This window comes from Croceicoccus gelatinilyticus, assembly GCF_018398395.1.
Taxonomy (GTDB): domain Bacteria; phylum Pseudomonadota; class Alphaproteobacteria; order Sphingomonadales; family Sphingomonadaceae; genus Croceicoccus; species Croceicoccus gelatinilyticus.
In genome coordinates this window covers 165,128-186,880 of record NZ_JAHCBF010000004.1, presented here as the reverse complement: position 1 = coordinate 186,880, position 21,753 = coordinate 165,128, and the positions used below count along the sequence as shown (strand labels likewise).

Annotated in this window: 22 protein-coding genes and 1 tRNA gene; 16 read left to right on the top strand and 7 right to left on the bottom strand. The window is 64.3% G+C overall.

Going from position 1 to position 21,753, the window contains the following annotated elements; all coding sequences use genetic code 11:
* Window positions 1-97: 97 nt before the first annotated feature.
* From KIH45_RS10325 to KIH45_RS10305, 5 genes are all read left to right on the top strand, one after another.
* Window positions 98-174 (top strand) — tRNA-Pro (locus KIH45_RS10325).
* Between the two features lie 234 nt (window positions 175-408).
* Window positions 409-741, top strand: a complete 333-nt coding sequence (yajC, locus tag KIH45_RS10320) for a preprotein translocase subunit YajC (RefSeq protein WP_213175917.1) — start codon at window positions 409-411, stop codon at window positions 739-741.
* Window positions 742-751: 10 nt separating this feature from the next.
* A complete protein-coding gene (secD, locus tag KIH45_RS10315) occupies window positions 752-2,350 on the top strand; it encodes a protein translocase subunit SecD (protein ID WP_213175916.1) in 1,599 nt (532 codons plus the stop codon).
* A 10-nt stretch (window positions 2,351-2,360) separates the two neighbouring features.
* Window positions 2,361-3,344, top strand: a complete 984-nt coding sequence (secF, locus tag KIH45_RS10310; RefSeq protein WP_213175915.1) for a protein translocase subunit SecF — start codon at window positions 2,361-2,363, stop codon at window positions 3,342-3,344.
* A 92-nt stretch (window positions 3,345-3,436) separates the two neighbouring features.
* Window positions 3,437-3,574, top strand: a complete 138-nt coding sequence (locus KIH45_RS10305) for a hypothetical protein (RefSeq protein ID WP_213175914.1) — start codon at window positions 3,437-3,439, stop codon at window positions 3,572-3,574.
* On the opposite strand, the gene KIH45_RS10300 is transcribed toward KIH45_RS10305, so the two are convergent.
* Window positions 3,571-4,143, bottom strand: a complete 573-nt coding sequence (locus tag KIH45_RS10300) for a helix-turn-helix domain-containing protein (RefSeq protein WP_213175913.1) — start codon at window positions 4,141-4,143, stop codon at window positions 3,571-3,573. The two genes, KIH45_RS10305 and KIH45_RS10300, sit on opposite strands and share 4 nt — an antisense overlap.
* 105 nt (window positions 4,144-4,248) lie before the next feature.
* Between KIH45_RS10300 and KIH45_RS10295 the strand changes: the two genes are divergently transcribed.
* The 3 genes from KIH45_RS10295 to KIH45_RS10285 all read left to right on the top strand — a co-directional run bounded on the left by KIH45_RS10295 (window position 4,249) and on the right by KIH45_RS10285 (window position 8,477).
* Window positions 4,249-4,752 (top strand): DUF6456 domain-containing protein, encoded by a 504-nt coding sequence (locus KIH45_RS10295; protein WP_213175912.1) that lies wholly within the window; start codon window positions 4,249-4,251, stop codon window positions 4,750-4,752.
* Between the two features lie 94 nt (window positions 4,753-4,846).
* Window positions 4,847-6,649: a DUF885 domain-containing protein gene (locus KIH45_RS10290; protein ID WP_213175911.1), complete on the top strand. Its 1,803-nt coding sequence runs from the start codon at window positions 4,847-4,849 to the stop codon at window positions 6,647-6,649.
* 10 nt (window positions 6,650-6,659) lie between these two features.
* Window positions 6,660-8,477 (top strand): DUF885 domain-containing protein, encoded by a 1,818-nt coding sequence (locus tag KIH45_RS10285; protein WP_213175910.1) that lies wholly within the window; start codon window positions 6,660-6,662, stop codon window positions 8,475-8,477.
* A 19-nt stretch (window positions 8,478-8,496) separates the two neighbouring features.
* Here the strand turns inward: KIH45_RS10285 and KIH45_RS10280 are convergent, their stop codons facing one another.
* From KIH45_RS10280 to KIH45_RS10265, 4 genes are all read right to left on the bottom strand, one after another.
* Window positions 8,497-9,834: an SGNH/GDSL hydrolase family protein gene (locus tag KIH45_RS10280; protein ID WP_213175909.1), complete on the bottom strand. Its 1,338-nt coding sequence runs from the start codon at window positions 9,832-9,834 to the stop codon at window positions 8,497-8,499.
* A gap of 76 nt (window positions 9,835-9,910) precedes the next feature.
* On the bottom strand, window positions 9,911-10,363 hold the full coding sequence (locus tag KIH45_RS10275; RefSeq protein WP_213175908.1) for a MarR family winged helix-turn-helix transcriptional regulator: 453 nt from the start codon (window positions 10,361-10,363) through the stop codon (window positions 9,911-9,913).
* A 7-nt stretch (window positions 10,364-10,370) separates the two neighbouring features.
* A complete protein-coding gene (locus KIH45_RS10270; RefSeq protein WP_213175907.1) occupies window positions 10,371-10,664 on the bottom strand; it encodes a putative quinol monooxygenase in 294 nt (97 codons plus the stop codon).
* Window positions 10,665-10,922: 258 nt separating this feature from the next.
* Window positions 10,923-12,740, bottom strand: coding sequence for an ABC-F family ATP-binding cassette domain-containing protein (locus KIH45_RS10265; protein ID WP_213175906.1), 1,818 nt, complete (start codon window positions 12,738-12,740; stop codon window positions 10,923-10,925).
* A 106-nt stretch (window positions 12,741-12,846) separates the two neighbouring features.
* On the opposite strand from KIH45_RS10265, the gene KIH45_RS10260 reads away from it, so the two are divergent.
* The 5 genes from KIH45_RS10260 (at window position 12,847) to KIH45_RS10240 (ending at window position 16,823) form a co-directional block, all read left to right on the top strand.
* Window positions 12,847-13,578 (top strand): SIMPL domain-containing protein, encoded by a 732-nt coding sequence (locus KIH45_RS10260; protein ID WP_213175905.1) that lies wholly within the window; start codon window positions 12,847-12,849, stop codon window positions 13,576-13,578.
* Window positions 13,579-13,672: 94 nt separating this feature from the next.
* Window positions 13,673-13,981, top strand: a complete 309-nt coding sequence (locus tag KIH45_RS10255; protein ID WP_225899820.1) for a PepSY domain-containing protein — start codon at window positions 13,673-13,675, stop codon at window positions 13,979-13,981.
* 136 nt (window positions 13,982-14,117) lie between these two features.
* Window positions 14,118-14,795, top strand: coding sequence for a response regulator transcription factor (locus KIH45_RS10250; RefSeq protein ID WP_066763252.1), 678 nt, complete (start codon window positions 14,118-14,120; stop codon window positions 14,793-14,795).
* 157 nt (window positions 14,796-14,952) lie between these two features.
* Window positions 14,953-16,284 carry a sensor histidine kinase gene (locus KIH45_RS10245; RefSeq protein ID WP_213176108.1) on the top strand — a complete coding sequence of 444 codons (1,332 nt, stop codon included), beginning with the start codon at window positions 14,953-14,955 and terminating at the stop codon, window positions 16,282-16,284.
* Between the two features lie 101 nt (window positions 16,285-16,385).
* Window positions 16,386-16,823 carry a PilZ domain-containing protein gene (locus KIH45_RS10240; protein ID WP_213175904.1) on the top strand — a complete coding sequence of 146 codons (438 nt, stop codon included), beginning with the start codon at window positions 16,386-16,388 and terminating at the stop codon, window positions 16,821-16,823.
* A gap of 31 nt (window positions 16,824-16,854) precedes the next feature.
* Here KIH45_RS10240 and KIH45_RS10235 read toward each other — a convergent pair whose 3' ends face one another.
* Window positions 16,855-17,163, bottom strand: a complete 309-nt coding sequence (locus tag KIH45_RS10235; protein WP_213175903.1) for a chorismate mutase — start codon at window positions 17,161-17,163, stop codon at window positions 16,855-16,857.
* 161 nt (window positions 17,164-17,324) lie between these two features.
* Between KIH45_RS10235 and KIH45_RS10230 the strand changes: the two genes are divergently transcribed.
* The 3 genes from KIH45_RS10230 to KIH45_RS10220 all read left to right on the top strand — a co-directional run bounded on the left by KIH45_RS10230 (window position 17,325) and on the right by KIH45_RS10220 (window position 21,099).
* Window positions 17,325-18,314: a polyprenyl synthetase family protein gene (locus tag KIH45_RS10230; RefSeq protein WP_213176107.1), complete on the top strand. Its 990-nt coding sequence runs from the start codon at window positions 17,325-17,327 to the stop codon at window positions 18,312-18,314.
* A gap of 13 nt (window positions 18,315-18,327) precedes the next feature.
* Window positions 18,328-20,742, top strand: coding sequence for an ATP-dependent helicase HrpB (gene hrpB / locus KIH45_RS10225; protein ID WP_213175902.1), 2,415 nt, complete (start codon window positions 18,328-18,330; stop codon window positions 20,740-20,742).
* Between the two features lie 78 nt (window positions 20,743-20,820).
* Window positions 20,821-21,099: an ETC complex I subunit gene (locus KIH45_RS10220; RefSeq protein ID WP_213175901.1), complete on the top strand. Its 279-nt coding sequence runs from the start codon at window positions 20,821-20,823 to the stop codon at window positions 21,097-21,099.
* A gap of 15 nt (window positions 21,100-21,114) precedes the next feature.
* Here KIH45_RS10220 and KIH45_RS10215 read toward each other — a convergent pair whose 3' ends face one another.
* Window positions 21,115-21,672, bottom strand: coding sequence for a hypothetical protein (locus KIH45_RS10215; protein ID WP_213175900.1), 558 nt, complete (start codon window positions 21,670-21,672; stop codon window positions 21,115-21,117).
* Between the last annotated feature and the right edge of the window lie 81 nt (window positions 21,673-21,753).

Sequence of the window (21,753 nt, the reverse complement as noted above, 5' to 3'; positions counted from 1 at the left end):
ACGAGGCGAACGGTCACCAAAGGCCGAAAGCGTCCGAATTAGGGCGCAACAACGGGTTGCATCGCCAAAAGTGCGGGCCTATAGGGCGCGCTCCGGTCGGGACGTAGCGCAGCCTGGTAGCGCATCACACTGGGGGTGTGGGGGTCGGAGGTTCGAATCCTCTCGTCCCGACCAGTCTTTTCAGGACATCGATAGATCAAGGCACCGCAGGCCTGTCGGCCTTGCGGCATCGCCGTGTGCAGCCCGCGACCCTCCATTGCCACACTATGGCAATGCTGCCCCATTCCATTGCCACCTTCTGGCAATGCTGCTAGGCGCGCGGGCTTGACCGGTCGCCCTTGAACCTTTGCTCTTGTCTGGCGGCCGATCGACCCTATTCAAGCCGTCACAACAAGACGAAGGCCATTCATGTCCAGCTCCATGCTCGTACTCGCCGCCGCCGCCCCTGCCGGGGGCCCTCCCGGATGGGTGCAGATCCTGCCGCTTCTCGCGATGGGCGTCATCTTCTGGTTCCTCGTGTTCCGCCCGCAGATGAAGCGGCACAAGCAGCACCAGGCGAAGATCGCCGGCCTGCAAAAGGGCGACAAGGTCGTCACCGCAGGTGGTCTGGTCGGCAAGATCGTCAAGCTGGACGAACACTACGTCGACATCGACCTTGGCCAGAACGTCAAGGTGAAGGCCGTGCGTTCGACCATCGGCGACGTGATCCCGCCGGGCAGCTCGGCACCGGCGAACGACTGAGTTAACGCGAATGCTCGATTTTCCACGCTGGAAACGCATCTGGCTGTGGGGTCTCACGCTCGTCGGCGTGTTCATGGCCCTGCCGTCGCTGACGATGCTGGCCGGTGAACGCTGGCCGTCCCAGCTTCCCGACCCTGAAATCAACCTCGGCCTCGACCTTGCCGGCGGCAGCCACATCCTGCTGGAAGCCGACACCGGGCAAGTCCGCTCGCTTCGTATCGAGGCGATGGAAGAGGAAGTGCGCCGCGCCCTGCGCGATGCCGATCCGGCCATTGCCATCGGCGATATCTCGACCGCGAACGGCCGCCTGTCGTTCATGGTGGAGGATGAAAGCCAGGTCGATGCGGCCCGCGAAGTGCTGCTGCCGATGACCGAAGGCGTGGGCCTGACCGGCCAGCGCGACTGGACGATCAACGTCGTCGACGGCCAGCGTTTCATTTTCGAACCGACCGATGTCGGCCTGAACCAGGCCGTCGAAAACGCGATGGATACCGCGACCGACGTCGTGCGTCGCCGCATCGACGAACTGGGCACGCGTGAACCCACCATCATCCGGCAGGGCGATGACCGCATCGTCGTTCAGGTCCCGGGCCTTGACGATCCGCAGGCGCTGAAGGCGCTGCTGGGTCAGACCGCGAAGCTTGAATTCAAGCTGGTCGACCAGACCGCGCTACCGACCGATATCGCGCAGGGCATCGTGCCTCCGGGCAGCCAGATCCTGCCTTTCGCGCCCGACGCCAGCCAGCAGGGCGCGATCGCCGTTCGCCGCCTTGGCGGGATTCAGGGTGACCAGCTGACCAATGCGCAGCAGGGCTACGATCAGAACGGCACGCCCGTCGTCAACATCACCTTCAACCAGGAAGGCGGCCGCAAGTTCGCCGCGCTGACGACCGCCAACGTCGGCAAGCCCTTTGCCATCATCCTCGACGGCGAAGTGCTTTCCGCGCCGAACATCAACGAACCGATCCTGGGCGGCTCGGCCCAGATCTCGGGCGGGTTCTCGGTGGACAGCGCCAATGCGCTTGCCATCTCGCTGCGTTCGGGCGCATTGCCGATCGACCTGCAGGTTGTCGAGGAACGTACCGTCGGGCCTGATCTCGGTGCCGATTCGATCCGCAAGGGCGTTCTCGCGCTCATGATCGGCGGCGCGGCCGTGCTGGCCTTCATGTTCGCCAGCTATGGCCGCTTCGGCCTTTATGCGAACCTTGCGATCTTCCTCAACGTGCTGATCATCCTCGGTATCATGGCGGCGCTGGGCACCACGCTCACCCTGCCGGGTATCGCCGGTTTCGTTCTCACCATCGGTACCGCGGTCGACGCCAACGTGCTGATCAACGAACGCATCCGCGAGGAACGGCGGCGCGGACGCCGTGTCGTACAGGCGGTCGAGGTGGGTTACCGCGAGGCACAGCGCGCGATCATCGACGCCAACGTCACCAACGTGATCGCCGGCGTGCTGCTGTTCCTGTTCGGCTCCGGCCCGATCCGCGGCTTCGCCATCGTTCTTATCATCGGTATCGTGACTTCGGTCTTCACCGCCGTGACGATGACCCGCATGTGGGTGGCAGGTTACCTGCGCAAGCACCGCCCCAGCGACCTGAACATCTGAGGAGGGACGCATGAAACTCCTGAAACTCGTCCCCGACAACACGAACATCAAGTTCCTTCGCTGGCGCTTGCCGTTCTACATTGTCTCGCTGATCCTCATGGCCGCAAGCTGGGCTGCGGTCGCGACCAACGGCCTCAACCTCGGCGTCGACTTCGTCGGCGGCCAGATGATCCGCGCTACGTTCGTCGAAAGCACGGAGGCACCCGTTGCCGAACTGCGCGACGATATCGCGGGGCTGGGCTACGGCACGCCGATCATCCAGCGGTTCGGTCAGCCGAACGAGGTGTCGATCCGCATGCGTCTGCCAGAAGGCGAAGACGCGGTGCAGGTGAAAGACCTTGCCGACCAGATGACCAACGCCATCGTCGGCGAAATGGAAGCGAACTACCCCGGCGTACGCATCGATGGCGTCGATTCGGTGTCGGGCAAGGTGTCGAGCGAGCTGTTCGAAACCGGTATGCTCGCGCTGTTGGCCGCGATGGTCGCGATCGCGATCTACATCTGGGTCCGTTTCGAATGGCAGTTCGGCGTGGGCGCGCTGTTCGCGCTGGTCCACGACGTGTCGCTGACGCTTGGCCTCTTCGCGCTGACGCAGCTTGAGTTCGACCTCAATATCGTCGCCGCCATTCTTGCGATCATCGGTTATTCGCTGAACGACACGATCGTCGTTTATGACCGCGTCCGCGAGAACCTGAAGAAGTATCGCAAGATGCCGATTGAGGAACTGCTCGACCTGTCGGTGAACGAAACGCTGCCGCGCACGATCATGACCTCGATGACGACCTTGATGGTTCTCCTCGCGCTTATGTTCCTGGGCCCGGCAACGACGTTCGGTTTCTCGGCCGCGATCGCGTTCGGTATCTTCGTCGGTACTTATTCGTCGATCTACATGGCCGCGCCGATCCTGATCTGGCTGAAGGTCAATTCGGACAGCTTCGTCCCGCGTGAAACCGCCACCGACAAGCAGGAAAAGATCGCCCGCGGAGAGATCTGACGGGCGGTCCGCCCTGCCCTTGCGGCAGGGGGGTTTTTCGCGATCGGAGCATTTGTGCTAATCTCGGCTTCCAATGGGAAAGGAGGCCGAGAATGGCACACGACAATCGCTACCGCGCCGAGCTGCAGAACCTGCTTGCCGAAATGCGCGACCACCCCGAACGCAATCATGACGCGACCCGTCAGCGGATCGCCGTGCTGCGCAAGATGGTCGAGGCGGAAACCGCCTAAAGCATTCGTACCAGCATAACGCCGAGTGCGACCCAGGCCGGGTCCTTGACCACGGCCTGGCGTTGCCCGGCACCCGGCGGCAGGATCGCCACGAAGTTCGCGTCGCGGTCGATCAGCCGGCCGAACACGAACCGCCCGCCCGGACGGGGGACCAGGACGTCGCGGTTGATGGCCTGCGCCGTTTCCTCCGGCTTCAATTCGCGCAGCCATAGCCGGTCTCCGGGCCGGTATTCACCCTGCGCGACTTCGATTTCCAGAACGCCCATCGGCGCATCGCCCAACAGGACTTGCGGCGGTACCGCTTCGCGCGGGCGGGTCAGCGCCTCAGGGCCTTCCGCACCCAATCGCGCGACAACCATTGGTGCGGCCTTTGCCTCGCTGGTCAACAGCGCTTCGGGATCGACGCCCAGTGCACCGGCGATGCGGTTCAGCCAGTCGATCGACAACGTGCGCGTGCCGGTTTCGAGCCGTCCGATCGTTTGCGGCGTGGTCGGCGGCGAACAGGCGAGGGCGAGGTCGGACAGGGTCATACCCTTGTCTTTACGGATGGCGCGGATGCGGTTGATCATCGGGGCAGGCTCCGAAAGTAAATAACCTATCTGGTGTTATTTTCCTACACAATGAACCGCTGCGCAAGAGGGCGGTTCATCTTGTCCAGAAGGGAGAATCACCGGATGAGCCAGCCCGAGAGCGCCCACTACGTCACCCGCGAACTCACCAGCGAAGGTCCGCGCCGCACATCGGCCAAGTACAAGGGCGGCGCGCCGAAACGCGGACGCAGCGTCACGGTCAACTTGCGCGAAAGCCCGCTCAGCTGGCTCCACGCGCGCGGGCATCTGTCCGAACGACAGTACGATGCGGGCGAACGCCTGCGCGCCGACTGGGAACGCGCGCAGCTTGCCCCCTCTATCACGATGAGCTGGAACCCGGTGCGCGTCGACGGCGGCAAGCGTGATGCGGACCTTACACCGTCCGAACGCCAACTTGCAGCCAAGCGCCGCTTTGACGAGGCGACGGCGCAAGCAGGACCGGGCCTGTCCGACATCCTTTGGCGCGTGGCTTGCGCCGGCGAGAGCCTGCCGGACGCGGAAAAGGCGCTGTCATGGCCCGCACGCAGCGGCAAACTGGTGCTGGGCCTCGCGCTCGACAGGGTGGCGGATTACTATCGGATGGGTTGAGTTCGAAAGGGCGGGCGCTTTTGCTTGAGCACGCCCGCCCTAGCTGGCACATGGTTTCCCCTGCAACCAAAGCAATCCCGGGAAACACCGTTCTATGCATCGTCGCCAGTTCATCGCCTCCGCCTCGATAGCCTCCATCGCCGCCGCCGCGCCGCGCACCGCGCTTGCGCAGGCCGATGCCTCTTCGCAGCTCGATACCGTCCTCGACGCGGCGTTCTGGGGCGATAAGCAATTGAGCCCGGAATCGCTGACGAGTGCAGGGCTCGACGATGGTCGCTTCGCATGGGCGCGGCACGCGATCGACAATTACGGCGAAGGCGGCACCAAGGCACGCATGGCGCTGTCGGCAAACGTGCTTGAAAGCCTCAAGCGTGTTCCTGAAAGCGGGCTGAGCGAGGCGAAGCAGACCCAGCGCGCCATCGCCATCGACATGATGGAAAAGCGCCTTCTGGCAACGAAATACGATCTGCCCAATGTCGGCAATCCCTTCGTCGTGGAACACCGCAGCGGGGCCTATGTGTCCATCCCCGTCATGCTGGATACCAAGCATCCGGTGGAAACGACCGACGATGCCGAGGCTTATCTGGATCGTCTGGACGCTTTCGCAGGCGAACTGGATGCAGAGACCGAATACCAGAAGGCGCAAGGCGCGCGCGGCTACCTGCCGCCCGTGTGGTCGCTGGAAATGACCGCAAAGCAGATCGACGCGCTTATGGCGCCCGCGGCAGCGGAAAGCGGCATGGTCTCCTCGCTCGCCACGCGTGCGGCCGAAAAGGGGATCGAGGGCGATTGGGCTGCACGCGCAACGAAAATCCTCGAGGACGCGGTCTATCCGGCGCTTGCCCGCCAGTCAGAGGCGATGCGCGCGTTGAAGGCCGATACGCCCGCAGGCGACGGTGCGTGGCGCCTGCCGCGTGGTGAGGAAATCTATGCCGACGCGCTGAAGCTTTACACCACGACCGACCTGTCGCCCGAGGAAATCCACCAGATCGGCCTGCGCCAGGTCGATGAAATCCATGCCGAGCTGGAACCCCTGCTGCAAAGTGCGGGCCTGACGAAGGGGCCGGTCGGTGCGCGCATGGCGGAACTCTACAAGCGCCCGGACCAGCTTTACGCCAATACCCCTGCGGGCAAGGCGGAGCTGCTTGAAAGCCTCAACGAACAGACTGCGGCCATGATGGAAAAGCTGCCGCAGGCGTTCAACACGGTCCCGACCCAGCCGCTGGAGATCCGCGCCGTGCCCGAAGCGATCCAGGACGGCGCATCGGGCGGTTACTACCACCGCCCCTCGCTCGATGGGTCGCGCCCCGGCATCTACTGGATCAATCTCAAGGACACGGCGAACTGGCCCAAGTTCTTCCTGCCCGCGCTGACTTATCATGAGGGCGTACCGGGCCATCACCTGCACGGCAGCCTCATGCAGCAGGCCGAAGACCTGCCGCTGCTTCTGAAGGGCTATTTCATCTCCGCCTATGGCGAAGGCTGGGCGCTCTATGCAGAGCAGGTGGCGAATGAACTGGGCGGTTATTCCGGCCTTGAACAGATCGGCCGCCTGCAATCGTGGCTCTACCGCGCGACGCGGCTCGTGACCGACACGGGCCTGCATTACAAGCGCTGGGATATTGCGAAGGCGACCGACTATTTCCAGAACACGATCGGCCTGACGTACGATCGTTCGCTGGGCGAAACGCAGCGGTATTGCGTGATGATCGGTCAGGCCTGCAGCTACAAGATCGGCCAGAACAAGTGGATGGACCTGCGCGCCAAGGCAGAGCGCGAGCTTGGCGACAAGTTCGTGCTGGGCCGGTTCCACGACATCCTGCTCGAAGGCGTGATGCCGCTGAACCTGCTGGAAAAGCGGGTCGACGCCTTCATCGCCCGCGAACGCGGAGCATAAGGGACGCGCCATGGATCGCAGGCAGTTTCTCGGGACCGGGGCGGCGGCAGCGTTTCTCGCCTCCACCGGCGGGCGGGCGATCGCCGCCACGGACGCAGGTGGGGCGGGTCAGCTTGATCAGGTGATGGACCGGATCTTGTGGGGCGACTTCCGTCTCGATCCCTCGGAACTGACCTACATGGGCCTGGACACCGGCCCCTATGCCTGGGCGCGTTCGCAATTGGCGAGCGGGGGCATGGCGGGCCGTGTCGCGGCGTGGAAACATGCCGAGCGGATGAAGGGCGAACTGGCGAAGGTCGATACGTCCGCGCTTTCCGACCTCACGCAAGTCCACGCCGGCATCGTCTCATTCACGCTCGATTCCCGGCTGAAGGCGCGCGATCACGGGCTGTCGCACCTCGGCACGCCCTATGTCCTTTCGCAGCAGGACGGGCTCTACGGTTCGGTCCCCGACTTCCTCGACACCGTGCATCCGGTCGAAACCGCCGGGGATGCGGAGGCCTATCTCGCCCGCCTCGACAGCTTTGCCTACGCGCTCGACAACGAGACCGAGCTTCAGCGCAGCGAGGCCGCACGCGGGTTCGCCGCGCCCGACTGGTCGCTGACACACGTGTCGAATTCGCTGGGCGAGATGTTGGCGACCAAGCCCGCCGATGCGCTGATGGTGCAATCGCTGGCCAAGCGCGCAGCGGACAAGGGTATCGCGGGCGACTGGGCCGCGCGGGCGGCGCAAATCCTCGAAGGCGCGGTCTATCCCGCACTGTCGCGTCAGAAGGCGCTGGTTGACAACCTGCTGCCGCGCACCCGCGAAGGCGACGGGGTGTGGCGCGTGCCCGATGGCGATGCGCTCTATGCCGATGCGCTGGCCTATTACACGACAACGAACCTCGGCGCGGACGAGATCCACGAGATCGGGCTTGAACAGGTCGCCGACCTTCTCGCCCAGCTCGACACTGAACTATCCGCGGCTGGCATGACCGGCGGCACGGTGGGTGAGCGGCTGATGGCGCTCAACAAGCGGCCCGACCAGCTGTTCGCGGACAGCGCCGAAGGACGCGTGGAGATCATCGATTGGTTGGCCGGTCGGGTCGAGAAAAGCTGGCAGCAGGTCAGCCCCGCCTTTGCGCAGCTTCCGCCGCAGGCGCTGGAAGTGCAGCGCGTGCCGGTGGCGATCGAGGTCGGCGCGTCGACCGCCTATTACCAGTCGCCTTCGCCCGACGGGACGCGTCCGGGCACGTTCTTCCTCAACCTCTACGACATGAACGACTGGCCGCGTTACACGCTGCCCGCGATCATCTTCCACGAAGGGCTGCCCGGACACCATCTGCAGACCGGCCTGCTGACCGGAAACGACGACCTGCACCTCCTGCTGCGCAACCAGTATATCGGGGCCTATTCCGAAGGCTGGGCGCTTTACAGCGAGATCCTTGCCGACGAACTGGGCATGTACGACGGGCTGGAACGCGCAGGCGCGCTGCAGTCATGGCTCTACCGCGCGGCGCGGCTGGTGACCGATACGGGCCTTCATTCCAAGCGGTGGAGCCGCGAGAAGGCGATCGACTATTTCGGATCGACCGTCGGCTATCCCGACAACCAGACCCGCAACGAGATCGAACGCTACATCACGATGCCGGGGCAGGCGTGCAGCTACAAGATCGGCCAGAACGCCTGGCTGTCAGGCCGCGAACGCGCGCGCATGGCGCTGGGCGAAAGCTTCGACATCAAGCGCTTCCACACGCTCCTGCTCGACGGCGACATGCCGCTGGCCCTGCTCGACAAACGCATCGACCAGTGGATCGCGGCTGAGAAGGCGCGGCTGGGGGTTTGAGGGGCAAGTCGCCCCGCAATCACATGCGGTCGTTGAGTATCCTGACAATGGCCTCGGCAGCCCGTTCGCCATAAATTGCATGGCCCGCATTCACCGGGTGCGGCCCGTTGTTATTGCCGTCAAAGACCACGTCACGATTGCTGGTGTTTACCCAGTCCGACACATCGATCGTGTAAGTGTCTGACACTTGGGCGGCTGCATCAAAGATCGCATCCCGGCAGTTGGCGAGAGTCTGCGAATAATTTGGATTATTGTAGTCGGTGAAAGGCCCTAGCACGAATATCGGCATGTCAGGAGCGCCCGAGCGCAATTCCTGAAAGTAGATCAAGGCTCCGCTTCCAACCTCGCTTGCCGAGTACGGCCCACCTGGAGCGACCGAACAATCATTGATGCCACCGGCGACGATCACCGCATCCGGAGGGCCGCCTTCTACGGCCGTCAAAACGTCGTCGATCCGGTCGCGGAAATTAAAGCCAGTATCGGAGGGGTTTCGTTTGAGGTAGCCGGAACCGCCGACGCCGGAAACGATGGGATCGGATATGCCTAGCCGATAGGCAGTCTGCATCGGCCAAGCCTTGTCCGCCATGGTCGAGACAGCCCCTTCAGTGATGCTGTCGCCAATAAATACCACGCTTACATTGGCGGCGGGCGGAGCATCGATTGTGCCGCCGGAGGGAAGTCTCAGCCCCAGGAATGGGCGAAAGCCGAAATTCACTGTCACGGTCCGCGCCTCTGTGGAAGGTGGCAGACTGAAACGGGTGTATTTAAAGCTGCCGTTGAAGGTTTGCTCTCCACTGTAACCCGATGAACTTGTCGCAAAGCCATCGACGATCAGATTGATGTTCTGCGGAGAGCCGGAGTCGAGCAAGACTGCTTCGAAATCATTCTGATTGGCGGGAAGGCTGAATTGAACCCCGTTGTTCTGGCCAAGGCGGTAGCGCGGCACTCCGCCACCGTTAAGCTCGGATGGGTCTCGATACGTGGTCGATTGGCCCACGCGGGCCCAGTTGAGAGGATAGTTTTCCCCTCGGACCCATTTTCCGCCAAGCCATCGAATTCGTTCGTCGTCGAAAGCAATGACTTCCGGAGACGTGAATGACGAAGAGGCTGATTGCGTTGTCGCGGTAACTCCAGCGCTTTCATCGACGGTCAGTGCACGCCCTTCGGCCAGCGCCGCCTGTAGTTTCGCGAAGCCGGCACTGGTGGGTGTGGGTGTCGGGGTAGGCGTTGGCGTTGGCGTCGGGTTCGGAACCGAAACAGGCGGAGTGGCAGGCTTGTCTCCACTCTCGCCGCAACCGGTCAGGGCTACCATGGCAGGAGCAAATAAGCCTGTGAGAAGTAGCGATTTTAAGTTCATGTGGTGAGGAATAGGGTGCGGACGATTACGCGCAAGACGAGGTCTATTCTTACGCACATCAATGACGCGCTGTCCGTTAGTTCAAATCATTGCCATCTCCCGACATCGCCCGATCAAGGATTGCGAAATAACCCGGCAGGACTTGCTCGAGCCTGTCGCTACCCGCTTTCGTCAGCGACACTTCCTTCGACCGCGCATCGTCCTCATTCGCGTTCATCGTGACGAGGCCCGCCTTGTGCAGCGTTTGCAGCGTGCGGGTCAGGACGGGGCGGGAGACGTCGAGCCGGTCGGCGATCTCGTGGACGGAGAGCGATGTGCGTTCCGGTTCGCGGTCGATCACGATCAGGGTCAGGAAACGCAGCTGCGACAGGCCGTGTGCGGCGAAATAGGATTCAAGGTCGCGGATCAGCACGCTCGCGGCGCGCATCAGGGCAAGCGCATCGGAAACCTTGGCTGGGTCCACGCCTTCGAACCGGTCGGCATAGCCTGTCACCATGCGCCGGCTGGGCAGGTCTTTCAGAAAGAACATGCGCGCCTCAACCGACCGGCGTCAGGTGCCGGATCTGCGGTTCTTCGGCCAGCCAGTCCTCGTAAGCGGTGAAGACGGCGCGGGTATAATCCTGTTCGTGATGGGCGGCCAGCGCCGCTTCGTCGCGCCATTCCTCGTAGAGATAGAGCGCGCCGTCGCCTGCGTCCTCGCTCAACCGGAACTCGATGCAGCCCGGTTCGGCGCGGGTGCGGTCGATGATGTCGCAGATGGCGGCCCGCGCGTCGTCGAGATGGCGGGCGTGCGGCTTGATGCGGGCGATGACGTTCAGCCGTTCGGTCATGGAAAGTCCTTTTGTTATCATGGTAACTATATCGGTCGTCGCGGCGTCATTTCAAGCGCAAAAGCCGCCCGCGAAACCATTTTCCTACACGCGCCGCGCCCGTCATGATGCGCGCCGTTCTTTGCCATCGTGATGTCTGCGCACAACCTGTCACCCTGACCGCATGGGCGGTCAGGCGAGCAATTCTGCGGGTTTCGTGCGATTTGCAGTGGGTGACAGGGTGTCACCTTTGTCACCCACTGCAATCAGGGCGGCAGGTCAGCCCTCCAGCGCCTCGACCTCTTCGGCCAGCGCCAGCCAGCGTTCTTCTGCGGCGTCCTTTTCGGCGCGTTTGTCTTCCAGCGCCTTGCTCAGCTTTGCGAACTTCGCGGGGTCGCTGGCGTAGAGGTTGGGATCGGCCAGCGCTTCCTCGTCGGCGATGATCGCGGCCTCCAGTTCCTCGATCCTGCCGGGCAGCAGGTCGTAGTCGCGCTGGTCCTTGTACGACAGCTTCGTCTTCTTCTGCGGCGGGGGAGGGGGTGTCGGAGCAGCTGCCTTCTTCGCTTCTTTTGCAGAGCCCGCCGGCTTCTTGCGCTTCGCTTCCCAGTCGGCATAGCCGCCCGCGATCACGTCGACCGTGCCGCTGCCATCAAGGCCCAGCGTGATCGTCACCGTCCGGTCGAGGAAGTCGCGGTCGTGGCTGACGATTAGGACGGTGCCGTCATAGTCGGCGATGACCTCCTGCAGCATGTCGAGCGTTTCGAGGTCGAGATCGTTGGTCGGCTCGTCCAGCACCAGGAGGTTCGAGGTGCGCGCGAATTCGCGGGCGAGCAGAAGCCGCGAGCGTTCGCCGCCCGACAGGGTGCCGACCCGCGCATCGACCAGCGATGGGTCGAACAGGAAGTCCTTGAGGTAAGCCTGAACGTGCTTGCGAACCCCGCGAACGTCGACCCAGTCGCCGCCTTCGGCCAGGATGTCGCGCATCCGCTTTTCGTCGCTCAAGAGGCTGCGCTGCTGGTCGATCATTACGCCGTTCAGCGTCTTGGCGAGGGTGACGGTGCCGCTGTCGGGCTCCAGCTCGCCGGTCAGCATCTTTAGCAGCGTGGTTTTCCCCGCGCCATTGGCCCCGACGATGCCGATGCGGTCCTGCCGCTGGATGCGAAGGTTGAAGTCCTTGATGATCGTGCGGTCACCGTAAGTCTTGGTGACGTGCTCTGCCGTGATGACCGACTTGGTCTTGGTGTCGTCGGCGACGACCGCCATCTTCGCAGCACCCTGCGGGCTCATCATCGCGGCACGCTGGGCGCGCATTTCGTGGAGCTTTTCGAGCCGCCCCATGTTGCGCTTGCGCCGCGCGGTGACGCCGCGTTGCAGCCAGTGGTTTTCCAGCTTCAGTTTTGCGTCGAGCTTTTCGGCCGCGCGCGCTTCCTCGGCATAGACCTGCTCTTCCCATGCCTCGTACCCGCCGAAACCGATTTCCCGGCGGCGCAAGTTGCCGCGGTCGAGCCAGAGCGTCGCGTTGGTCAGGCGGGTGAGGAAAGTACGGTCGTGGCTGATGACCACGAAAGCGCCGTTGAAGCGGTTGAGCCAGGATTCCAGCCAGTCGATCGCGCCGAGGTCTAGGTGGTTGGTCGGCTCGTCCAGCAGGAGCAGGTCCGGCTCCATCGCCAGCGCCCGCGCAATCGCGGCGCGGCGGCGTTCACCGCCGCTGGCGCTTTTCGCGTTGCGGGTCATGTCGATGCCGAGCTGTCCGGCGATCGATTCCACCTCGTACTGCGCCGGGGCGTCCTTGCCCGCCAGCGCGTAGTCCATCAGCGTTTCGTATTTCGCGACGTCGGGCTCCTGCTCCAGCATCACGACCTTGACGCCGGGCTGGATCGAACGCTTGCCGCGGTCGGCTTCGATCTCGTTACCGATCAGCTTCAGCAGCGTCGTCTTGCCCGCGCCGTTGCGGCCGATAAGCGCCAGCCGGTCGCGCGGGGCGATGTGGAGGTCGAGGCCGCCGGACGCGGTGGGGCTGTCGGGGCCGCCGAACAGCCAGCCGCCACCCTGCTGCAGGCCGAGGCCTTCCCATGAAAGGATCGGAGGTTGTGCCATGTCGCGCGGCGACTAGCTGTGTGTGAACGAGGCCGCAAGCGATGGTTCAGGGAACAAGCCGCATTCGGGGCGGGTTGAGATGGGAAGGGATTTAGAGGAGAACCCCATGCGCGAAATAATCACCATGCCGTCCGTCGCACTGGCCGCCGTCGCCACTGCCGCAACGCCTGCCTTGGCCGCCAACGTCGACATCGCGGTAACCGGTCCGGTCGTTGAACTGCAGGTGAGCCAGCAGGTTCTGGGCGATCCGGACAAGGCGATGGTGAGCGCCGGTGTTACCTCCCGCGCCCAGACCGCGGTTGCCGCGATGCAGGCTAACGCGAGGGAAATGGATGCAGTGCTCAAGCGGCTGAAGGATCTGGGCGTGCCGGATGATCGGGTGCAGACCAGCGGCATCACGCTCAACCCGCAGTACAATTACCGCAACAATCAGCCGCCGCAGTTCATCGGTTATGACGCGACCAATACGGTAAGCATCGAGCTGCGCGATCTGGAGCGCGTGGGACCGGTGCTGGATTCGCTGGTGGCGGCTGGCGCGACGAACCTCAACGGTCCGGCCTGGGGTATCGTCGACGATACCGCGCCCAAGGCACAGGCCCGCAAGGCCGCGTTCGAGGCAGCTTTCGCGCAGGCCCGCGACTATGCCCGGATGGCGGGATATTCCGATGCCCGATTGCTCGCGGTTGAAGAGTCGCTGGGCTATTCGCAGCCGATGTATGACAGGGCCATCACTGCTCAGGCATCCGCTCCGCCGCCGCCTGCAGCAGTAACGCCGACCCGACCGGGCCGTGTTGCCACGCAGGTGACCCTGATCGCGAAATTCGAGCTGGTTAAGTGACTGTCGCCAAGCGGCAACACTTCCCTGCTTTCCGGTTCGCGAACGCCACATTCACGCCTTGTTCAATGCCATGGGGATAGGCACAGTGCCCAGGATGAACCGTCTCATGCGCCTTGTCGGCCTGTCGCTGGCCTCGCTTTCATGTCTTGCCATGGTGGCCCCCGCGTCGGCGCAGGGCCGCCGGGACGGGCAGGGCGAGGCGCGCCGCGAGCTGCGGGCGGGTAACGTCCAGACCCTTCGCCAGATCGAAAACCGGGTCCTGCCGCAGATGCGCGGCATGGACTATCTCGGCATGGATGAATTCGTGGCCAATACCTACCGCCTGAAGTTCATCAAGAACGGCCGCGTCGTCTTCGTCGACGTGGATGCGCGGACGGGCCGTATCATCAACGTCATGAAGTGAGGGGCCGCTTGGGCGCGCGCCTTTCCTTTTGCCCGCCGGAATCGCAATCCGTTCATCTTGCGCGGACCTTTTCTTGCTCCCATCTGTTCATCTACATGAACAAGCCGGGCACAATGCCCGTTGATGTGGAGAGCACATGCGTATCCTGATCGTCGAAGACGAACCCACCCTCGGCAACCAGCTCAAGACCACGCTGGAGCAGAACGGCTATGCCGTCGACCTGTCCGTCGATGGCGAGGACGGTCACTTTATGGGTTCGACCGAAGAGTATGACGCCGTCGTGCTTGACCTCGGCCTGCCCGAGATCGATGGCCTGACCGTGCTGGGCATGTGGCGGCGCGAGGGGCGGAATTTCCCCGTGCTGGTCCTGACCGCGCGCGACAGCTGGTCGGACAAGGTCGCGGGCCTTGACGCAGGGGCCGACGACTATCTGGCAAAGCCTTTCCAGACCGAGGAACTGATCGCCCGCCTGCGCGCGCTGATCCGCCGTGCGACCGGCAACGCCAGCAGCGAACTGACCGCGGGCGACGTGCGGCTGGACACGCGTTCGGGCCGAGTTACCCTGAAGGGCGAACCGGTCAAGCTGACCGCGCAGGAATACAAGCTGCTGAGCTACCTGATGCACCACAAGGGCAAGGTCGTCAGCCGCACCGAACTGATCGAACATATCTACGACCAGGACTTTGATCGCGATTCGAACACCATCGAGGTGTTCGTCACCCGCATCCGCAAGAAGCTGGGTGCCGACGTGATTACGACGATACGTGGCCTCGGATACAGCCTCGACGATCCCGCCGACCAGCCCCGCGGCTGATCGCCCGACAGGCGGGGGTGGCGTTGGTACGCCGCCTTCGGCTGGGGCTGAGCCCGGCGGCTCGGGCGTGGGCAAGTATCGCCTGAAGGTCGCTCGCCGATTGGTGCGCCCTGACCGTATTTTGAACGCCGGGCACACCGGATCGCTGTCGCGGCGCATGATGCTGATCGCGATCGGGTGGATCGTGTTCCTGCTGCTGATCGGCGGCGTCGCGCTCGATCGCACGCTGTCGGGCCTCATCACCCGCAATTTCGACGAACAGCTCGAATATATGCTGACCGCGATGGTCGCCTCGGCAGAGATCGGCCCCGATGGCGAGGTGTTCTTCTCGCGCCCGCTGGGCGATCAGCGTTTCCTTGAACCGAACTCTGGCCTTTACTGGCAGATCACGGGCGAGGGGCACGAGGATTTCCCCTCGCGCTCCTTGTGGGACCGTACGCTCGAAGTACGCCCCAGCGACCATCTCGAACCGATGGTCTTCGACAGCGTCCAGTTCACTGGTGAACCGCTGCGCGTCATGCAGCGGCCGATCATGCTGCCGGGCAGCGATACGACATGGTGGTTCGTTGTCGCCGCAAGCCGCGAGGAACTGAACGCCCAGATCGCGCGGTTCCGCTCGATCCTGTTCTACAGCTTCATCGTGCTGGCGGGCGGCCTCATCATGATGGCCGCGCTTCAGACATGGCTTGGCCTCTCGCCGCTGCGCGGTGTGCGCCGTGCGATCCAGCGTATCCGCGTAACGGGTGAAAGCCGCGTGACCGAGCCCCTGCCGCTGGAAGTCCAGCCGATGGTGGAGGAGCTGAACGCGCTGCTCGCCCACTCGGAGCGCCAGGCCGAGGAAGCCCGTGCCCATGCCGGCAATCTTGCCCACGCGCTGAAGACGCCGCTCACCGTCCTCAACAATGCCGCTGCCGCGCACGCGCCCGATCTTGACGAACTGGTCCAGCGTGAGGCCGCGACGATGCGACGGCAGGTCGATCATCACCTCGCCCGTGCCCGCGCGGTGGGTCGCCGTGCCACCGGTCTTGCCCGCGCTGACGTGCGCGAAGCGGCGGAAGCGGTCGAGCGCGCGGTGTCGCGCCTCTACCAACACGTCCGCTTCGACATCGCCGGATGCGCGGAAGGTGAAACGATCGTCGCGATCGAGCGGCAGGATCTCGACGAAATCCTCGGCAACTGCATCGAGAACGCGGCCAAGTACGGCGGCGGCAGTGTCTTCGTGACGGTCGATGCCGAACCCGACAATGCCCGCTCGTGCGTCGTCTGGATCGAGGACGACGGACGCGGCATCCCCGAGGCGGATCGCCAGCGCATCTTCGATCGCGGCGCGCGACTCGATACCGGAAAGCCCGGAACGGGCCTTGGCCTTGCCATCGTTCGCGATGTCGTCGAGATTTACGGAGGTACCGTTGCCTTGGGCGAAAGCGAGGATCTGGGCGGGCTTCTCGTCGAACTTCGCCTCCCGCGCGCCCTAATTAATGACAAATGAGGGGAGGAAGGGATTCCTCCACAACTCGTTAACCGTTTACGCGATAGTAAAGCCTGAGACGAACCGCTAAGATACAGGGGTTGAAAACAATGGGCATGGCGATGGCGAAGCTTGACGAACAACGTCGCGCTAACCGCGTTTCGGTACGCCTCGTCACGCATGATGCGGTCGGGGACTACCCGCTTACGCTCATCAACCTTTCGACTTCCGGCATGATGCTTTCCAGCCCGCGCGCGCTTCGCGTGGGTGATACGGTGCAAGTGGACCTGCCGCAGATCGGTTCGACTTCTGCCGAAGTGATGTGGCACGACGCCGATGAATACGGTTGCCGCTTCTTCGCGCCGATCCCGGTTTCGGTGGTGGACGATGCTGCGCGCCGGACCCGTTCGGTGCAGCCGCGCCCTGTCGAAGTACAGCGCCGCCCGGTTCGTGAAGTGCGCACCGAACGCGATGACACGCGCTCGCTCGTCGCGCTGTGCCTGTTCCTCGCCCTAGTGGTGGTGCTGTTCTACAGCGTGCAGGCCGTCCTGAACGGCTGACCGGCGGCTATTGCGCCGCCTCTCTTGAAGATTACTGCCCGCGCGCCTTTTCGTGGTGGCGGATGACTTCATCGATGATGAAACGCAGGAACTTCTCCGAAAACTCGGGGTCCAGATCGGCATCCTCGGCCAGCTTGCGCAAGCGGGCGATCTGGTTCTTCTCGCGATTGGGATCGGCAGGCGGCAGTTCGGTCTGCGCCTTGTATTCGCCGACGGCCTTGGTGATGCGGAATCGTTCGGCAAGGATGTGGACCAGTGCGGCATCGATATTGTCGATGCTTTTGCGATAACCGGCCAGGACCTTGTCCGGCGCGCCTTGCTGTTCGTTCGATCCGCTCATGGGGGCAGGCCCCTAGCAAAGCGTGGCGGGCAGAGGCAAAACAAAACGGCGCGAGGCGTGACGGGCAAAACGCCGCTAACCGCGATGGTTCTGCCCCAAAGCACTTGCCATTCCGCGCTGCAGCGCCCAAACGGACGCCCGTGAGTGCGACCGTACATACGATGCCCCGTAGCGAGCCTTCGCTTGCGCCTGTCCTCGCCCTGACGGCGGACGGCATGAACTGCGTGAATCAGATCATTCTAGATCGCATGCAGTCCAAAATTCCGCTGATCCCGGCCCTTGCCGGACACCTGATTGCTGGCGGCGGCAAGCGGATGCGCCCGATGCTGACTTTGGCCAGCGCGGCGCTGCTCGAATACGAAGGCAACCGCCATCACAAGCTCGCGGCTGCGGTAGAATTCATTCACACGGCCACGCTGCTGCACGACGACGTCGTGGATGGGTCCGACATGCGCCGCGGCAAGCAGGCCGCGAACATCATCTTCGGCAATCCGGCGGCGGTTCTGGTTGGCGACTTCCTGTTCAGCCGCTCGTTCGAGCTGATGGTCGAGGACGGCAGCCTCAAAGTCCTCAAGATCCTTTCGGGTGCCAGCGCGATCATCGCCGAGGGCGAGGTCGATCAGCTGACCGCCCAGCGCCGCGTGGAGACGAGCGAGGACCAGTACCTCGACATCGTCGGCGCCAAGACCGCCGCGCTTTTCGCTGCGGCTTGCCGCATTTCTGCCGTCGTTGCCGAGCGCGATCCGGCGATCGAGCAGAAGCTGGACGATTACGGCCGCAATCTCGGCATCGCGTTCCAGCTTGTCGACGATGCCATCGACTACGATTCCGAAGTCGACGAAAGCGGCAAGGACAAGGGTGACGACTTCCGCGACGGCAAGATGACGCTGCCCGTCATCCTCGCCTATGCGCGCGGCGATGCCGAGGAACGCCAGTTCTGGCAGGACGCGATGCAGGGCCGCCGCACTTCGGACGAGGATCTGGCCCACGCGACCGCGCTGATCGCAAAGCACGGCACGGTGGCCGACACTCGTGAACGGGCGAAGCACTTTGCCAACCGCGCCATCGATTCGATCTCCGGCTTCCCGGCGAACGAGGCTCGCGCCGCGATGATCGAGGCGGCGCAGTTCGCGGTTTCCCGCCGCTTCTGATCCGGCCGGGTCCATGACCCTTCCGGTCGAAGCCGTCCTTCCCGACCTTCTCGCCGCGCTTCGTGAACGCACCTGCGCTGTCCTGATCGCGCCGCCCGGTGCGGGCAAGACCACGGCTGTCGCGCCAGCTCTGCTCGATCAGGACTGGTGCGAGGGGCAGGTCCTCCTCCTCAGCCCCCGCCGCGTCGCTGCCCGCGCCGCTGCCGAACGCATGGCTGAAATGCTGGGCGAAAAGGCGGGCGAGACCGTCGGCTATGCCACCCGCATGGACACCCGCGTCGGCAAGGACACGCGGATCGTCGTCATGACAGAGGCGATCTTCGTGAACCGCATTGTCGCCGATCCCGAACTTCCGGGCGTCAGCGCGGTCCTGTTCGACGAGGCGCACGAACGCCACCTTGACAGCGACCTCGGCCTTGCGCTCGCGATAGAGAGCCGGTCGGTCCTGCGCGAAGACCTGCGCGTTCTGGTCATGAGCGCGACCATCGACGGCGCGCGTTTCTCGCGCCTGCTGGGTGACGACGCGCCGGTGATCGAGAGCGAGGGCAAGGCATGGCCGCTGCGGATCGAATGGCTCGGCGCGCGGGCGGAAAAGCGGCTGGATGAAGAAGTGGCCAGTGCGGTCCTGACCGCATGGCGCGAGGAAGAGGGCGACATCCTCGCCTTCCTGCCCGGCGTGGGCGAGATCGAGCGCGTGCGCGAACGGCTTGAACAACGCCTGCCCGATGCGCCGATCCTGCCGCTTCACGGACAGGTCGAACCTGCAGCGCAGCGGCTGGCCATCCGGCGCGATCCCGATGGCCGCCGCCGCATCGTGCTCGCCACTGCGATTGCCGAAACCTCGCTGACGCTCGACGGCGTGTCGGTGGTTGTCGATGCGGGGCTTTCGCGAAGTGCCGAGTTCGACATCGCCGCGGGCACCAGCCATCTCGTCACCCGCCGTGCCAGCCGCGCCGCCGCTGCCCAGCGCGCGGGCCGCGCCGCGCGTCAGGGGCCGGGCGTCGCCTATCGCCTGTGGGAAGAGGCGGGCCACGCAGGCCGCCCCGAATTCGACGCGCCTGAGATCGAGACGGCCGACCTTGCGCCGCTGACCCTTTCGCTCGCCCGCTGGGGCGAGGCCGATCCGACACGCCTGCCATGGCTCGACCCGCCGCCCGCGCCTGCACTGTCTGGTGCGCGCGAGCGGTTGGGTGCGATGGGCGCGCTGGACGAGGCTGGGCACATCACCGCGTTCGGTGAAAAGCTGTCCGAACTGCCGATGGACCCGGTCCATGCCGCGATGGTCCTGTTCGGGGCAGAGGCGGGGCAGGCCCGCGATGCGGCGCGCATGGCACTGCTGCTGCAGGAACGCGGCCTTGGTGGACGGGGCGAGGACTTGTTGCAACGCCTCTCGCGGCTCGACGGTGAGCGCGGGCGCAGGGCCGATGCGGCGCGGCGGCTGGCCGATGGCTGGGCGAAGCGGGCGGAAAAGCTGGTTTCAGGCCAGGCGGCAGGCGGCAATCCCGCGCTGTTCCTCGCCCAGGCGATCCCCGGCAACGTCGCGCGCCGCCGCGATGCGAGCGGGGAGAACTGGCTTTCGGCATCGGGGCGCGGTTTCACGCTTGATCCCGCATCACCTGTGGCGCGCGAGGAATGGCTCGCCATCGGCGACGCGCAAGGTCAGGCGAAAGGCGCGCGGATCACGGCGGCAGCGGCCTTGACCACGGCGGAAGTCGAAGCGGCCTTCGCCGACCGAATCGAACGCCGCTCGGTGCTGAACTGGAACGCGGGCGAACGGCGGGTCGAGGCGCGGCTGCAAAGGCGGCTGGGCGCGATCACGCTGGCGAGCGGGCCGGACCCGAAGCCCGATCCCGATGCCGTGGCGCAAGTGCTGCTCGAAAAAGCGGTCGAGCGGATCGAGGCGGTCCTGCCCAAAACGCTGATCGCCCGCGCCGCGCATCTCGGCATTGCAGAGCTTGCGCCCGAAACTCTGGTGCAAAGCGCGGATGAATGGCTGCTGCCGCTGCTTCACGGGCGGCGCGATCTCGATCTGGCGAAGGGGCCGCTGACCGATGCGCTGCTGGCGCGGATTGACTGGAACACGCGCCAAAGGCTCGATACGCTGGCCCCGCGCGAGTTCGAAAGCCCGGCGGGCACGCGCCACGCGGTCGATTATGCCGGAGAGAACGCCCCGTCGGTTGAAGTGCGGGTGCAGGCGCTGTTCGGGCTCGATAGCCATCCGATGATCGGCAACACGCCGCTGCTTCTTAACCTGACCAGTCCTGCGGGCCGCCCGATACAGGCGACGCGCGACTTGCCCGGTTTCTGGCGCGGAAGCTGGGCCGATGTCGCCAAGGACATGAAGGGCCGCTATCCCAAGCACCGCTGGCCCGACCGGCCGTGGGAGGAAAAGCCCAGCCTGAAGACCAAGAATGCCTTCAACCGCTGATTTGGCTCATGTCCCTGCTTGAGCCGCGCAGGCGAATCGCATAACGGTCGCCGGATAGCCGACCCAAAAAGGAACGTCATGCCCGCTCGTATCTATCAGCGCCCGAAGAATGCCATGCAGTCCGGCCGTGCGCGCACGGGCGAATGGGTGCTCGATTTCGTTCCGGCAGAAGCGAAGAAGCCCGATCCGCTGATGGGCTGGGGAGGTTCGGGCGACACGCAGCAGCAGGTGCAGCTGAAGTTCCCCGACTGCGATGCGGCCGTTGCTTACGCGGAAAAGTACGGGATCGAGGCGCACGTCGTGCCGACGCCGCCGCGCCGTCTGAAGATTCAGGCTTACGCCGACAACTTCCGCTAAGCGCGGATTACCGGATTAGCTGAAAGCAGCCGGTTCCTGGTCCAGCCGGCCGACCGGGCCTACGCGCCAGGTGATCTTGCCTTTCTGGAAGGCCGTGCGGCAATCGCTGGCATCGCGGCCGATGTCTTCGGCGATCAGCGGGGTGAACGTCATCCCCGGACCTTCAAAGCGCATGTCGTCGCATTCGCCATCGCGTGAGAATTCGCCCGAATCGTCGCCCCAGACGATCTCTGCCGCACCCGACAGGCGCATGAACATCGGGCTGAGCGTGATCTTGTTCGCATCGAATGCCGCGCGGCAATCGCTGGCATCGTGGTACATATCTTCGGCCAGGAGCGGCGTATCGGTCATGCCTTCGCCTGCGAATCGCAGGTCGTCGCATTCCCCGTCGCGGGCGAATTCACCGGCATCGTCACCGAAATCGATACCCTCGAAACTGCCGACCAGCATGGTCAGATCGGCCTCTGGCGCGGCTATTGCGGGCGCGGGCAGGGCAAGCGCCACGATTGCGGCGGCGGCGATCGGTGCGGTGAAGAGGCGGGTACGCATCGGCGAGTTAACCTTTCTGTCCATGGCAACGTGTTACCACGCACCGAAACCAGCCCCAATCAAGGTAACCATATTGGAGCTGATCTGTTCCGATCTTGGACTTGC

What these genes read in the sequence shown, in the direction of transcription:
- KIH45_RS10265 (WP_213175906.1), bottom strand. Translation starts at nt 12,740, where the DNA reads ATGGCACAACCTCCGATCCTTTCATGGGAAGGCCTCGGCCTGCAGCAG.
- yajC (WP_213175917.1), top strand. Translation starts at nt 409, where the DNA reads ATGTCCAGCTCCATGCTCGTACTCGCCGCCGCCGCCCCTGCCGGGGGC.
- KIH45_RS10235 (WP_213175903.1), bottom strand. Translation starts at nt 17,163, where the DNA reads ATGAGCGGATCGAACGAACAGCAAGGCGCGCCGGACAAGGTCCTGGCC.
- KIH45_RS10250 (WP_066763252.1), top strand. Translation starts at nt 14,118, where the DNA reads ATGCGTATCCTGATCGTCGAAGACGAACCCACCCTCGGCAACCAGCTC.
- KIH45_RS10245 (WP_213176108.1), top strand. Translation starts at nt 14,953, where the DNA reads ATGATGCTGATCGCGATCGGGTGGATCGTGTTCCTGCTGCTGATCGGC.
- KIH45_RS10215 (WP_213175900.1), bottom strand. Translation starts at nt 21,672, where the DNA reads ATGGACAGAAAGGTTAACTCGCCGATGCGTACCCGCCTCTTCACCGCA.
- KIH45_RS10260 (WP_213175905.1), top strand. Translation starts at nt 12,847, where the DNA reads ATGCGCGAAATAATCACCATGCCGTCCGTCGCACTGGCCGCCGTCGCC.
- hrpB (WP_213175902.1), top strand. Translation starts at nt 18,328, where the DNA reads ATGACCCTTCCGGTCGAAGCCGTCCTTCCCGACCTTCTCGCCGCGCTT.
- secF (WP_213175915.1), top strand. Translation starts at nt 2,361, where the DNA reads ATGAAACTCCTGAAACTCGTCCCCGACAACACGAACATCAAGTTCCTT.
- KIH45_RS10290 (WP_213175911.1), top strand. Translation starts at nt 4,847, where the DNA reads ATGCATCGTCGCCAGTTCATCGCCTCCGCCTCGATAGCCTCCATCGCC.
- KIH45_RS10255 (WP_225899820.1), top strand. Translation starts at nt 13,673, where the DNA reads ATGAACCGTCTCATGCGCCTTGTCGGCCTGTCGCTGGCCTCGCTTTCA.
- KIH45_RS10305 (WP_213175914.1), top strand. Translation starts at nt 3,437, where the DNA reads ATGGCACACGACAATCGCTACCGCGCCGAGCTGCAGAACCTGCTTGCC.
- secD (WP_213175916.1), top strand. Translation starts at nt 752, where the DNA reads ATGCTCGATTTTCCACGCTGGAAACGCATCTGGCTGTGGGGTCTCACG.
- KIH45_RS10240 (WP_213175904.1), top strand. Translation starts at nt 16,386, where the DNA reads ATGGCGAAGCTTGACGAACAACGTCGCGCTAACCGCGTTTCGGTACGC.
- KIH45_RS10280 (WP_213175909.1), bottom strand. Translation starts at nt 9,834, where the DNA reads ATGAACTTAAAATCGCTACTTCTCACAGGCTTATTTGCTCCTGCCATG.
- KIH45_RS10295 (WP_213175912.1), top strand. Translation starts at nt 4,249, where the DNA reads ATGAGCCAGCCCGAGAGCGCCCACTACGTCACCCGCGAACTCACCAGC.
- KIH45_RS10220 (WP_213175901.1), top strand. Translation starts at nt 20,821, where the DNA reads ATGCCCGCTCGTATCTATCAGCGCCCGAAGAATGCCATGCAGTCCGGC.
- KIH45_RS10285 (WP_213175910.1), top strand. Translation starts at nt 6,660, where the DNA reads ATGGATCGCAGGCAGTTTCTCGGGACCGGGGCGGCGGCAGCGTTTCTC.
- KIH45_RS10230 (WP_213176107.1), top strand. Translation starts at nt 17,325, where the DNA reads ATGCCCCGTAGCGAGCCTTCGCTTGCGCCTGTCCTCGCCCTGACGGCG.
- KIH45_RS10275 (WP_213175908.1), bottom strand. Translation starts at nt 10,363, where the DNA reads ATGTTCTTTCTGAAAGACCTGCCCAGCCGGCGCATGGTGACAGGCTAT.
- KIH45_RS10270 (WP_213175907.1), bottom strand. Translation starts at nt 10,664, where the DNA reads ATGACCGAACGGCTGAACGTCATCGCCCGCATCAAGCCGCACGCCCGC.
- KIH45_RS10300 (WP_213175913.1), bottom strand. Translation starts at nt 4,143, where the DNA reads ATGATCAACCGCATCCGCGCCATCCGTAAAGACAAGGGTATGACCCTG.